The organism is Janibacter sp. GXQ6167, assembly GCF_041365945.1.
Lineage (GTDB): Bacteria > Actinomycetota > Actinomycetes > Actinomycetales > Dermatophilaceae > JBGFSK01.
Genome location: NZ_JBGFSK010000003.1, coordinates 315351 through 328505 on the forward strand (window position 1 = coordinate 315351; position 13155 = coordinate 328505).

General features: G+C 69.4%; 10 protein-coding genes. 3 read left to right on the forward strand and 7 right to left on the reverse strand.

Going from position 1 to position 13155, the window contains the following annotated elements; genetic code table 11:
• Window positions 1-16 precede the first annotated feature (16 nt).
• Genes AB8K43_RS06450 through AB8K43_RS06470 form a run of 5 tightly spaced genes read right to left on the reverse strand, consistent with a single transcriptional unit; the run spans window position 17 to window position 6892 of the window.
• Window positions 17-889, reverse strand: a complete 873-nt coding sequence (locus AB8K43_RS06450; RefSeq protein ID WP_370892631.1) for a class I SAM-dependent methyltransferase — start codon at window positions 887-889, stop codon at window positions 17-19.
• Window positions 882-1841 (reverse strand): lysylphosphatidylglycerol synthase domain-containing protein, encoded by a 960-nt coding sequence (locus AB8K43_RS06455; RefSeq protein ID WP_370892633.1) that lies wholly within the window; start codon window positions 1839-1841, stop codon window positions 882-884. Before AB8K43_RS06455 ends, AB8K43_RS06450 begins: the two co-directional genes overlap by 8 nt.
• Window positions 1841-3724, reverse strand: a complete 1884-nt coding sequence (locus AB8K43_RS06460; RefSeq protein WP_370892635.1) for a glycosyltransferase — start codon at window positions 3722-3724, stop codon at window positions 1841-1843. The genes AB8K43_RS06455 and AB8K43_RS06460 overlap by 1 nt, the downstream gene beginning before the upstream one ends.
• A 28-nt stretch (window positions 3725-3752) precedes the next feature.
• Window positions 3753-4790: a glycosyltransferase family 2 protein gene (locus AB8K43_RS06465; protein WP_370892637.1), complete on the reverse strand. Its 1038-nt coding sequence runs from the start codon at window positions 4788-4790 to the stop codon at window positions 3753-3755.
• An 8-nt stretch (window positions 4791-4798) separates the two neighbouring features.
• The gene (locus AB8K43_RS06470; protein ID WP_370892639.1) at window positions 4799-6892 is read right to left on the reverse strand and encodes a hypothetical protein; all 2094 of its coding nucleotides are present in this window, start codon (window positions 6890-6892) and stop codon (window positions 4799-4801) included.
• Between the two features lie 42 nt (window positions 6893-6934).
• On the opposite strand from AB8K43_RS06470, the gene AB8K43_RS06475 reads away from it, so the two are divergent.
• Window positions 6935-7654: a TIGR03089 family protein gene (locus AB8K43_RS06475; RefSeq protein ID WP_370892641.1), complete on the forward strand. Its 720-nt coding sequence runs from the start codon at window positions 6935-6937 to the stop codon at window positions 7652-7654.
• Here the strand turns inward: AB8K43_RS06475 and AB8K43_RS06480 are convergent.
• Window positions 7644-10271 carry a peptidoglycan-binding protein gene (locus tag AB8K43_RS06480; RefSeq protein ID WP_370892643.1) on the reverse strand — a complete coding sequence of 876 codons (2628 nt, stop codon included), beginning with the start codon at window positions 10269-10271 and terminating at the stop codon, window positions 7644-7646. The two genes, AB8K43_RS06475 and AB8K43_RS06480, sit on opposite strands and share 11 nt — an antisense overlap.
• Window positions 10272-10476: 205 nt before the next feature.
• Here AB8K43_RS06480 and AB8K43_RS06485 point away from each other — a divergent pair, with 205 nt between their 5' ends.
• Window positions 10477-11259, forward strand: a complete 783-nt coding sequence (locus AB8K43_RS06485) for a CoA transferase subunit A (protein WP_370892645.1) — start codon at window positions 10477-10479, stop codon at window positions 11257-11259.
• Window positions 11259-11894, forward strand: a complete 636-nt coding sequence (locus tag AB8K43_RS06490; protein WP_370892647.1) for a CoA transferase subunit B — start codon at window positions 11259-11261, stop codon at window positions 11892-11894. The genes AB8K43_RS06485 and AB8K43_RS06490 overlap by 1 nt, the downstream gene beginning before the upstream one ends.
• A 5-nt stretch (window positions 11895-11899) precedes the next feature.
• Here AB8K43_RS06490 and AB8K43_RS06495 read toward each other — a convergent pair whose 3' ends face one another.
• Window positions 11900-13135, reverse strand: a complete 1236-nt coding sequence (locus AB8K43_RS06495; RefSeq protein WP_370892649.1) for a SpoIID/LytB domain-containing protein — start codon at window positions 13133-13135, stop codon at window positions 11900-11902.
• Window positions 13136-13155: the final 20 nt, after the last annotated feature.

The following is a 13155-nucleotide window of genomic DNA, read 5'->3' on the forward strand; positions in this document are numbered from 1 at the left end:
CGCGAGGGCACCGGGCTCAGCGCTTGCGGAAGGTCAGCAGGATGAAGGTGTAGCGCAGGTCGACCCGCTTCCAGTGAACCGGGCGCTCGGCGTGGGCGAAGGTTGCCTCGTCGAGTTCGCCGATGAGCTCAAGGCCGTGGCGCTCGGCGAGCGCGACCAGGTCGGTGATCTCGGCGGGAGAGAAGATGTGGACCTCGCTGCCGTAGATCATCTTGCCGGTCGTATCGGGCGGCGACTGGTCGTAGTCGGTGCTGACGACGAGGACACCGCCCGGGCGAAGCACGCGAGCGGACTCCTTGATGAATCCCTCGATTGGGACACCGTGTTCGATCACGGACATGCAGGTGATCGCGTCGAGGTGCGCATCCGGCAGGCCCGTCGAGGTGACATCTCCGTAGCGGAAGACGACCCCGTCGCGCGTGACCTGGCGGCCGAACTCGAGGTTGATCCCGAGCAGTGACCCCGCGGCCGAGCCGAGGCCGTACAGGCGCAGCCACGGCAGGACGGGCGAATAGCGCGCGCTGCCCGCATCCATGACCCGGGCCGTGCGCGAGCCGTCGTCGGCGAGGTTCAGCACGGCCGCAACTGCGCCGAGCGCATCCCAGTTCTTCGGCAGGTCGCGGTGGAGCGGCAGGCCGAGGGCACGCGCCTCATCGGCGGCCCGCTGCCAGGTCTGGGTGTCGCCCAAGACCCCAGTCGGAGCGACCGAGGTCGGGACCGGTCGTCCCGCGCCGGGGGCGCCTCCCCCGCGCCCTTGCCAGCGCCGCTGAACGGCGACTCGGGTCCACAGGGCGCGCTCGGCCACCCGCTTGGCGACCGCGAGCAGCCGGCCCCCCGGAGGTGCCGCGACCTGCGTCGGCGCGGAGGACGAAGAGGAGGTGTCAGCCATGAGAACTCACTTTACGGTCCGGTAACAGGTGATGCGCTCGACCCCACAGCCACCCGACCGCCGCCCAACCGATGTCGGCAACGACGGTCCAAAAGCGTGCGACGACCACCACCGCGACGGCGGCGGCGAGGCTCATCGATGTGGTGAGGAGCAGGACGAGCACCGCGTCGCGAACTCCGACCCCAGCGGGGGTGACGACGCTAAACATCCCGATCCCTGCGGCGAGCAGGTAGCCGCTGACGCTCACGATCGCGAGGTGGAGTTCATCCACCCCGGGGTGGGCGACGCCCCGCGCCAGGACCCACACCATCGACCCACCGATTAGCCAGGAGGCGGTGAACCACATCGTCGATAGGGCGACCGCCCGGGCCGAGAGTTCATGCTCGAGCGGCTCGCGCCGCAACAGCCGAAGTCCAAAGGAGATGGCCCGGTTCAGCAGCGGCGGCCACAACATCACGAGAAGCGACAGGATGACGACGACGAGGATCCACTGCGGGAAGACCTCTTGGCCGCGATTGATCAGGGCCGGCAGGGCGGGGAGGCCGGCGATCATTCCGCACAGGGCCGACAGCGCGATGGTGATCAGCCCCACCACGGCGGTGCGGCGGCGCGGGACGCCGAGTTTGCGGGCCATGTCGGCCTGCACGACCACCGACCAGACCGAGCCGGGCAGGTACTTGCCGAGTTGCCCGACGAAGAAGACGCCGGAGGCGGGCGCGAGATGGAGCCGCGAGCCAAGGTCGGCCATCAGAACTCGCCAACCCAGCACGGTGAGCAGGGGCGAGAGCAGGGCCAGGGCGAGGGAGCCGATGAGGGCGCCGAGCCCGATCTGGTGGATCGAGCCCGAGACCTCGTTCCAGTTGCGCACCACGGCAGCGGTCACCGCGGCCACGATGAGCACCATCACGGCGATGCGGACCACATTGAGGACGCGGGTACGGTTCATCGCCATCAGCGCCTCCTGAAGGTCAGCCGGGCGATGGCGTAGGCCGTGTCGGGGTCGCTCGTTGCGGCCCGGTCGGCAGCGTGACGCAGCCGTGCGGTGAGGTCGCCGTCGAGATCACCGACGAGCGCGAAGCCAGCATCCTCGGCCTCGGCAGCGACCGCTCGAAGATCGGCGGGAGAGGCGATGGCCTGCGCGCCCTCGCCGCCGACGGCCACGGTCACGGTGAGGAGCCCGCCGACCCGAAGCGCCCATCCCGCGTGGTCGAGGACACCGCCGAGCTCGCCCCCTTGCAGATCGCGAGGGTGGAGCCGGGTGATCACATCGACGCTGCCGGGTTCGAGATCGGCGATGCCGAAGCGCAGTGACCCCGAGGCGACCTCGAGAGGAGCAAAGCCCGCGGCGCGGGCCCAGCGACCGAAGGGAGAATGCGGACCGGAGTCGTCGAGGATCAGGGCGGAGCGGCGACCGTCGTCACGGACCGAGAGGACGGCGCCGAGCGCACCGAGGGCCGCCCACGCAGCAAGCGGGTCGCGGCTGCGCGGCAGCCCAAGGGCGCGAGCGATCGCGCGCGCTTCGGCGGCAGCGTCATCGGTGGCGAGCACATCGGTCGGGCGGACGCTTGGCGGGATATCGCGGCGGTGAAGTTCCACCCGCGGGCGGCGCCGCGCTGCGGCGAGCCGTACGCCGTCGACCGCCACCGCTGCGGCCTGAGCGACGAGCCCCTTCGGGGCTGCCACGTCGACCTCTTCGGGCTGCGCTGCGGCGGCCGCCTCGAGCGTGCCGACATAACGCGCCCACGGCCCGGAGAGGTCCGGCGGCCGGACGCCGGCGCGCAGACGCTCGACGGTGTCCCGGTCGCGCAGGGTCGTAAGGGCAGCGACCAGCGCCTCCTCATCGCCGGGCGGCACGAGGAGACCATCAACACCGTCGCGGACCTGGTGACCGAAGGTTCCGACCCGGGAGGCCAAGACCGGGAGGCCGTGCTGGTGGGCGAGCAGCACATTCTGCGACGCCGTCGCGCTGCGATAGGTGAGCGAGAGCACGTCGTGCTCGGCGAGCAGGCCCGCGATGCGATCCGCGGGGACATAGCCGTCGAGGACCGTGACCCGGCCCGCGAGCCTCGGGTCACGGGCCAGCGCCCGGATCGCTTCGCCGGCGTTCCCCCACATCTCCCCGGCCACGGTGAGCGTGACCTCGGGGACGGTCAGCATCGCGCGCATCAGCAGGTCGATGCCCTTGTATTCGCGGACGAGGCCCATGGCGAGCAGCCGCGCAGCCCCGGTATGAGCGCTGCGACGCTCGGGCGCGCCACCGGGAAGGTGCGGGGGCAAATCCGCCACGACGACCCGATGAGCCCCGAGTTCTTCGGCGAGCCGGGCCTGTTCGCTCGAATGGACCAGCACCGCGTCGACCCGGCGAACCATCGCGCCGACGAGCGCGGAGTCCCCGGGACCCGGCTCGTGCGGCAGGACGTTATGGGCGATCAAGACCGCCCGCGGTCCCTCACCGCCAGCCGCGACCCGGCCGACCCCGGCCGCCCGAAGGAGCAACAGGTGCAAGGGGACGACCGGTGGGATCACGTGGACGAGCACGATCAGGTCGACATCACGCAGGCGCCGACCGGCCGCGATGAGGCTCTGCGGTTTGGCCCAGGACAGCACCCGCACGGTCCGCGGGAAGGGCTCGACGTCCGGCGCTCCCCCTTCGGGCACCGATTGCTGTCCGGGGTACAGCAGCCGGGGGTAGAGGTGCGTCCACGAGACCAGCGTCACGTCATGTCCGGCGCGGCTCAGCTCATGCGCGAGCGTCGTCGTGTGGGCTGCTACCCCGCCCTTTTGGGGATGGGTCGGCCCGACGACGGCAATGCGCAGGCGAGCATCGAAGGACATGGGTGGGGGTGATCCGATCGGGGCCGCGTCAGGCGTCGCGCGATCGCACGACGAGATCGGCGAGCAAGGCGAGGGACCCGATCAGCATTCCGCTCACCAGCAACAACACCGTGTTGGAGGTGAGATAGAAGGGGTTACGCACCATGTCGAAGATGAACTTGAAGATCCCGAGCAGCACGAGCGCGACGGCTGGCGGCATCAGCACGCGCAGCGGATCGAAGTACATCACCATCCGCAGCACCTGCAGGATGTAGCGGTACGCGTCGCGGAAGAACTTGAACTTGCTCGTGCCGGCCCGCTTGGCGTAACTCGTCTCGACGTACTTGATGTCGTGCTGGTTCATCAAGAAGGCCAAGGTGATCGTCGTGACGCAGGAGAACCCGGGCGGGAGCAGGCGCAGGTAGGGCAGGGATACCTCGCGGCGGAAGGCGCGCAGCCCGGAGTTGAGGTCGGGGATGCTCTGCTTGCTGAGCTTCTCGGCGATCTTGCGGATGACCCACTTCGCCGGGACGCGGGCCCACTTGTGGGTGCCCTCTTCGGTGGTGCGGGCACCGACGACCTGGTCGTAGGAGTCATCCTCGACGAGCACCCGGACCAGATCGGGGATCCGCTCGTTTTCGTAGGTCATGTCGGCGTCGGTCCACACGACGTACTCACCGTGGGCCTGCTGGGTGCCGATCCGCCGAGCCGTCCCCGAGCCACCGTTGCGGCGGAAGGCGAGGATCCGGATTTTCGGATAGTCCACCGCCGCGGCGCGCAGCACCTCCAGCGTGTTGTCGGTCGACGCGTCGTCGATGCAGAGCAACTCGTAGCTGAACTCGCTCGCGTCCATCACCCGCGAGATCCGCTCGATCTCGAGCATGACGTGCTCGCCCTCGTTGTAGCAGGGCAGGACGATCGTGACGTCCGGGTCGCCGGGCTGACGCTCGACCGGTGCCCCGGAGCCCACGTGCTCAATCACGGGGTCGCGGCGGCCGGGGTGGCCAGCAACAGCTGGGGTGACGGACGCCGGGTCGCCCGGGGCGGGCATGGTCGGCAGGACTTCGGTCTCGGGGTGATTGCTCATGTCGCGGGTCAGCCTATCTCCGCAGTGGGGTCAACCCGACCACTCCAGAGCTGGATTGGCAGCAGCGTCACACCATCGGGACGCTCCTCGAGCACCCTCATGTCCTCCCAGACCGTCACGTCAACGACGGTCTGGATGTCGCGGGCCCCAATCGTCGTCAAGGTCCCTTCCTCCCGCGACGCGATCAGCAGGAGCGTGCCGCCGCGCTCGGTGACGGCCTGATCGATCTGCACGAGCGCCTGGTGCAAACGCGCCGGGTCATCGCGAAGCCGTCCCTCGGTCGCGAGGGCGGGTCGCCCACACATTCCGCGGACGACCTGCGGCCATTGGTTGACCGCCCAGTCGTCGACGGCGATCACGACATCGTTCGGTCCTAGGCGATCACACACCTCGCGCACGGCGGCGAGTTCCCCGAGCTCGATGCGTTCGGACCGGTGTGGCCAGGTGGCGAGCGCCGTCGGGATGGCGGTCGCGAGGACCAGGGCGGCGGCGATCACGGGCCCGAGGGCGGGCCAGCGGGCGAAGGGGGCGCGACGCTCCCCCTTCACGACCCAGCCGACGGCGACCGCGACGAGGCACAGGACGAGTGGGAGCGCGATCAGCAGTCGGCGATCGGCCCAGGGGTGGTCGGGCGTGATCCCCGGGCGCCACAGGGTGAGCAGCGTCGAACCCGTCGCGATGAGCACCACCGGGCTCCACGCCGGGAGGCGGCCCCGATCTACCCAGGCTGCGGTCATTCGATGGTTCAACACCGCCAGCGTGATGAGCGCGATCACGAGGGCGATCGGCCCGACCCACCAGGAGAGCCATTGCACCGAGTGCTCGGCGTAGGTGCGGCCGCCGTCGACGGTCAGACCCTGCGCCTCCTGCATCCGGGCGACGTACATGGCGCCCGGGTCGCGGGGGTTTTGTCGGACGGTCAACCACAGCGGCCGGCTCGCGAGGAAGACCCCGACGAGGAGCGTGGTGACGGCCAGGCCGAGTGGCAGCCGGGCACGCACCCGATCGGGCAGGCTCCACCCGCGGCGGAGCACCCACCAGCTCACCAGACCGGTCAAGACCGTGAGCCCCACGAGAGGGATGAGCGAGGCGGCGATCTCACCGAGGTAGCGCCAGGACAAGGCGGCGGCGATCACGAACCCGGCGGCCGTGGAGCCGATCGCGCCGGTGAGGGTGTGCCGAGCCCAGCCTCGTTGGCGAGCTAAGAGCAGCGCGCCGATCGGGACCAACAACATCGTTTCGCGCAGCGCGTCGATCCGAACGATCGAGGTCCCGCCGATGAGGAATCCGGCGAGGACGGCCGCTCGAGCTATTGGCACTCCCCCGGTCACCCGATGCTCCTCCGCCGAGCGGGTGACGGCGGTCAGCAGGTAGAAGCCGGCAGCGAGCGCGAGGGCCGCGAGCGGTTCGGAGTAGGTCGAGCGTGACGTGTGGAGCCAGGGGAAGCAGGCGCCGATGAGGATCACGGCGAGGGCCCCCGACCACCGCCCAGCGAAGGCGCAGACCAGCAGACCGAGGGCGACGAGGGCAAAGCCCCCTGCGATCGCCGGGGCCCAGAAGGCCGCTTGCTCCCCACCGAGCCAGTACGCAACTGAGTACCAGACCGACGGACCGGGCATGAACTGCGGCTGAATCGCCGGGTCGCTCGCGCTCCCGATCTGGTAAAACGCCGGGCTCTCGAGGCCCACCCCATCGATGCGGAGCACATCGGGCCCACCGACGGATTCGACATCGATCGGGATCGGCCGGGTGCCGCCTTCGGCGAGGTTGATGCTCGATTGCAGGTAGCTCGCCGAATCCCGCCGAGGCAGGATCTGCTCGGAATGGGTGACGCCCGTCCACACCGTGATCGCGGCGGCAGCGAGGACGACCGCAGCGGCTCCCCCCTTCGCGACCGGCAGGACAGGCAGGGCCCGACTAAGCCGCCAGGCCACGGCGGCGGCCACCACGATCACGCAGCTGCCGACGAGCGGCGTCCAGCCGCCGAGGGCCGCGATCACCGCCCCGGCGAAGCCGACGAGGACCAGCACGAGGCCAGCGGCGATGACGAGCCGAGCGACGAGGGCGGAGAAGGGGGCGCGCTGCTCGTCGAGGTCGGTCACGGCGGACACGCTATCCCGTTTTACCTTTCGTACCCTGGAGCGGTGCTGAGCCCCACCGAGACCCTGGCCCTGATGCTGCGTACTGACCCGGCTGCGCCCCGGATCACCTGCTATGACGATCGCCAGGGGCCGACCCGGGGCGAACGCGTGGAGTTATCGGCCCGGGTCCTTGGGACCTGGGTGGCCAAGGCCGCCAATGCCCTGCAGGAGGAGTGGGATCTCGGTCCCGGGTCCCGGGTGCGCGTCGACCTCGCCGCTCACTGGCGCACGCTGTATTGGGCACTCGCCACGTGGTCGGTTGGAGCGGCCGTGGTGATCGGCGGCGACGAGGCCGCCGATCTGGTGATTACCGACGAGCCGCAGCACCTCCCCACCCCGCCGACTCCTGCGGTCTTCGTCACCGCGGCGGCCCTCGCTCGATCCGCGGGGATCGATCTGCCTGCCGACACCCTCGATGAGGCTGCCGAGGTCGCGACCTACGGCGACCAGTTCGACGCCTGGGACGAGCCGAGCGGCGACGACCTGGCGCTTCAGGCCGGCGAGCGCACCACCTATGCCGGCCTCCCGGCCACCCTCGCCCGGCACGCCAGCGCGGCGCGGGGCCGGATCGCCGTGATCGACCCCGACCCGCTCGACCTGATCGCGACCGCGGTCACCACCTGGGCGGCGGGCGGCTCGCTCGTGCTGCACCTCGGCGACCCGAGCGCCGAGACGCTCTCGCGGCGCAATGCCAGCGAGGGCGTCACGGAGGTCAGCGCGTGACGTGCCGCTCCAGGGCGACCCAGGTGGTCCCGCCGACGTAGCCCGTACGGCTCAGCTTGTTACGGCCCTGGAAGTCGCGAACGGCCTGCTCGGTCCGGCTGCCGTAGACCCCGTCGGCGCTCACGCCAAGGGCCCGCTGGACCGCCTTGACCGCATCCCCACGAGAGCCCGCGCGGAGCACCATCGAGCGGTAGGCGATGAAGGGGTGCACGCGCTTTTCGATCGCATCCCAGGTCCGCGCGTCGACAATGCCCGTCACTCGCAGGCCCGCCGTCTTCTGGAACGCCCGGACGCGCCGCTCGGTCGCCGAACCGTAGACCCCATCGGCCGCGATGCCACCGAGTCCCTGCTGGGCCAGTTTCACCGCAGCGCCGCGAGACCCCTTGGCGAGGACCTGGGACTTCGCCGCGCTGAACGACGTGGTCGTGGAGACCCGAGTCGCCGTACCGGGAGACACCTTCGGCGCGGCCGCACGGGCCGCGGTCTTGGTGTACTTCTGGCCCGCGAGGGCGCGCCAGACATTCGGCGAGACGATCCCGTTCTGGGTGAGCTCCTTGCTCCGCTGGAAGGACTTCACCGCCCGCTCGGTCGCCGGACCGAACTTCCCATCGACGGCCAGACCACCACCGAGGCGACGCTGCAAGGCCTTGACCGCGTTACCGCTCGACCCCCTACGGATCGTGGTGTTGAGGTACGCGGTGATCGACGTCGACGAGGGCTTCGGAGCCGCCTTCGGCGCGGTCTTGGTGTACTTCTGCCCCGCGAGGGCGCGCCAGACATTCGGCGAGACGATCCCGTTCTGGGTGAGCTCCTTGCTCCGCTGGAAGGACTTCACCGCCCGCTCGGTCGCCGGACCGAACTTCCCATCGACGGCCAGACCACCACCGAGGCGACGCTGCAAGGCCTTGACCGCGTTACCGCTCGACCCCCTACGGATCGTGGTGTTGAGGTACGCGGTGATCGACGTCGACGAGGGCTTCGGAGCCGCCTTCGGCGCGGTCTTGGTGTACTTCTGCCCCGCGAGGGCGCGCCAGACATTCGGCGAGACGATCCCGTTCTGGGTGAGCTCCTTGCTCCGCTGGAAGGACTTCACCGCCCGCTCGGTCGCCGGACCGAACTTCCCATCGACGGCCAGACCACCACCGAGGCGACGCTGCAAGGCCTTGACCGCGTTACCGCTCGACCCCCTACGGATCGTGGTGTTGAGGTACGCGGTGATCGACGTCGACGAGGGCTTCGGAGCCGCCTTCGGCGCGGTCTTGGTGTACTTCTGCCCCGCGAGGGCGCGCCAGACATTCGGCGAGACGATCCCGTTCTGGGTGAGCTCCTTGCTCCGCTGGAAGGACTTCACCGCCCGCTCGGTCGCCGGACCGAACTTCCCATCGACGGCCAGACCACCACCGAGGCGACGCTGCAAGGCCTTGACCGCGTTACCGCTCGAACCAGTGCGGATCGTCGTCGTGAGGTAGGGAGCAAGGGGGTTGGTGCTCGGCTTCGGAGCCGCCTTGACGGCCGTCTTGGTGTACTTCCGGCCGGCGAGGGCGCGCCAGACATTCGGCGAGACGATCCCGTTCTGGGTGAGCTCCTTGCTCCGCTGGAAGGACTTCACCGCCCGCTCGGTCGCGGGACCGAACTTCCCATCGACGGCCAGTCCACCACCGAGGCGACGCTGCAGCGCGGTGACGGCTTGACCACTCGAGCCCAGCTTGACCGTGGTCGTGAGATAAGGCGCCAGCGGGCTCGTCTTCGGTGCCGCGGTCTTGGTGTACGGCCGGCCCGCGAGAGCGCGCCAAACGTTCGGCGAGACGATCCCGTTTTCGGTGAGCTCCTTGCTCCGCTGGAAGGACTTCACGGCCCGCTCGGTCGCCGGACCGAACTTCCCATCGACCGTCACGCCGCCGAGCGTCCGCTGCAGCGCCGAGACGGATTCGCCGCTCGAGCCGAGGCGCACGGTGGTCGTGAGGTAGGGCGCGAGCGAGGACGGCGGGGCGGGCTGGCTCTGCCCGGGGTTGCCGCCGGGCGTCGTGGTCACCGTCGTGCGAGCGACACCGGTCCACCAGGACGTGCGCTGCATCGCACCATCCCAGCTGAAGCTGAAGTGGATGTGGTCGGTGTGCGGGTGCGGTCCGGTGTACTGACGCCATCCGGCCGACATGTTGTACGAACCCCAGATCTGGCGGTTCCAGATGATGTACATGATCCCGAAGCGCCGTGCCATCGCGGCCGGCTCCCCGTTAGGCCCGGGGGCAAGCAACCAGCGCAGGACGGAATCGGCGATCGCTCGCTCGCGCGGGTCGTTGGCGTTGAGCATCCAGTCCAGCGCGCGCCCTTCGGAATGCTCGGTCAGACCCGCGTTGCAGTGCCGCGAGATCCCGTAGTTGAACTCGCTGTAGTGGTTCGCCATGAGCCGTGCGAAGGCGGCAACGCCCGGCTTGGCAGCGGGCGAGCACACCGTCTGCGGGATGTAGGGCGAGGCCACGTCGACCGCGGCCGGCAGGCGCGTATTGGTCGGCGGCCGAGGGATCTGGCCACTGGAACTCACCGCGCTATGTGCCGCGAGGGGGACGGCGACAGCCGGGACGATGGTGGCGCCGATGATGCGGGCAGTACGAGACACGCGGTACTCCTGGTGCGTGGGGCCGACAGGACGGTCTCGGCCCCAGTAGTCACACACGCCACTGGAGTCGCAGACCTTCACTCTTATCTCATCTGGCCCAGCGGACACGCCAGTCCCCGGCCCTAATTACGTCCCTGTGGTTCGAGCCGTCGCCGCCCGCGCCCGGCAGCGTGGCCCCCGTCACATGCGCGCTACGCTCACGCCCATGGACAAGGTCGTCTCATCTGCATCGGAAGCCATCGCCGGGATCACCGATGGCTCCTCCCTCGCGGTGGGCGGGTTCGGGCTCTGCGGCATCCCGAGCGTGCTCATCGCCGAACTCCATCGGGCGGGGGTGACGGACCTCGAGTGCGTCTCGAACAACTGCGGGGTGGACGACTGGGGGCTCGGCATCCTGCTGCAAGGCGGTGCGATCCGCCGGATGGTCTCCTCCTATGTCGGGGAAAACAAGGAGTTCGCCCGCCAGTACCTCTCCGGGGAGCTCGAGGTCGAACTCACCCCCCAAGGGACGCTGGCGGAGAAGATGCGCGCGGGAGGCGCCGGGATCGCCGCCTTCTACACGCGGACCGGCGTCGGGACTCAGATTGCCGACGGGGGCTTGCCCTGGCGCTATGACGCCGACGGCGCGATCGCGATCGCCTCCCCTGCCAAGGAGGTCCGCACCTTCACCCGTGGCGACGAGGAACACGAGTACGTCCTCGAAGAGGCGATCACCACCGACTTCGCCCTGGTACGCGCCTGGAAGGGAGACCGCCACGGCAACCTCGTCTTTCGCACCAGCGCCCGGAACTTCAACCCGCTCGCCGCGATGGCGGGGCGCCTCACAATCGCCGAGGTCGAGCACCTCGTCGAGCCGGGAGAGATCGATCCCGATGAGGTCCATCTGCCCGGGATTTACGTGCAGCGGGTGCTGCCGCTCACGCCCGAACAGGCCGAAGACAAGCGGATCGAACGGCGCACCGTGCGCGTCAGCGAAGAGGTGAAGTGATGGCTTTGACCCGAGAGCAGATGGCGGCCCGCGCGGCCGAAGAACTCCACGATGGCGACTACGTCAACCTCGGCATCGGCTTGCCGACCCTGGTGCCCAATTACGTCCCGGACGATGTCGAGATCGTCTTGCAATCCGAAAACGGCCTGCTCGGCGTCGGTGCCTATCCCTTGGAGGATCAAGTCGATGCCGACCTGATCAACGCGGGCAAAGAGACCGTCACGTTGCGCCGCGGTGCCTCGATCTTCGACTCGGCCACCTCCTTCGGCATGATCCGCGGCGGCAAGGTCGACGCGGCCATCTTGGGGGCGATGCAGGTCGCCGCCAACGGTGACATCGCGAACTGGATGATCCCCGGGAAGATGGTCAAGGGCATGGGCGGCGCGATGGACCTCGTCCATGGCGCCCGCCACGTCATCGTCTTGATGGAGCACGTCGCCCGCGACGGGTCGATGAAGATCGTGACGGAGTGCTCCCTTCCCCTCACCGGCAAGGGGGTCGTCCAGCGGATCATCACCGACCTGGCGGTCATCGATGTGACCGATGACGGCCTGGTCTTGCGCGAACTCGCCGACGGGGTCACCTGGGACGAGGTCGTCGCCGCCACCGAACCGCCGCTCATCGACGGCCGCTAACAGCCCTACTTCGTCAGGTTCACGAAGGAGGACGGCAGGCCAAGCCGTGAGCGGAAGCGGTCCCCGCTCATCGTCGCCTTCTTCCCCGACGAAGAGGTGGCGACGGCGGTCCGAAGGGCGGTCCCCGTCACCCTGCTGCTGAGGTCGAGGGTGGCCACGTCGGGCAGCCCGAAGGCGCGCGCGAGATCGGCACCGGAAACGGTCCGGGTCCATGAACGCATCGGATTGCCGGCCGCGAGGCTCGGCCGGTCCTGGCGGCTACGAAGATAGGGCAGCGGTGCTCCGCCCCACACGTCCTCGTTGTTCAGCGAGTACCCGCCGTGTGATGAGGAGTACAGGGCCTGGATGATCTGCCCTTGATAGCGCGGGACGTACCCGGTGGTCGAGGTGCCTCGGGCGCGGACCGCGGCCTTCCACTTCGGCCAGTGCACCGAGGCGGTGATCCCCGTCGGGGTCTCACCGAAGACCTGGTCGGCCGGAGTGTCGAGGACATGACACTGGCAGTCGGGGCGGAGTTTGGCGCTCATCCGCCGCAGGGCGTACGAGCGTGCCGCCGCGGCCTGGGCCTCCATGGCGGCCGTGGGCCAACTCCACGGGACCTCGGCGATCTGGTCGAGGTACTGGTCGTGCAGGCGCATCCTCAGGACGGCTTCGAGCGTTGATCCGCCCGTCGTCGGCGCGATCCGAAGGGTGCCGTAGCGGTAGCGCTTCCCGGACACGATCAGGTCGGTGCCGCTCCTTAACACCACTTCCCCTCGGGTTGCGGTGATGCTCTGAGTCCCCGAGCACGTCGGGCAAGTAAAGCGCACCCCGGAGCCTCGCCGAGTGGCGGTGACCTCTTGCTTGGCCGCGGCGCGGATCGTCTTCCCGTCGGCCGTCACGGTGAAGGAGCCGGCGCCCTTCGTCCGCGCCCGTCCGCTCATCGTGACCCGCGAGGCTGCCCGCTCGAGGTTGACGTAGATCGTGCGATTGTCGACGACCGCGTCGTAGGTGGTCCCGCGGTAGTAAAACGCGAGGATCTCCCGGGCGCTCTTGCCCTGATCGGCGAGGGCGCGCGCCCCATACTGGCTCATCCCGACGCCATGCCCGAATCCCGATCCGGTCAGAGACCAAGACGTCGGGACCGGTGAGCGGGTGTCACCGGAGGGAGCAGCGAGCGCAGCTCCCGGAAGGCTCGCCATCGCGGCGACGGTCAGGACGGCGATCAGGCGGCGACGACGCCCGGGCTTCGTTGGGAGCATGGCTCACCATGACTCACTTC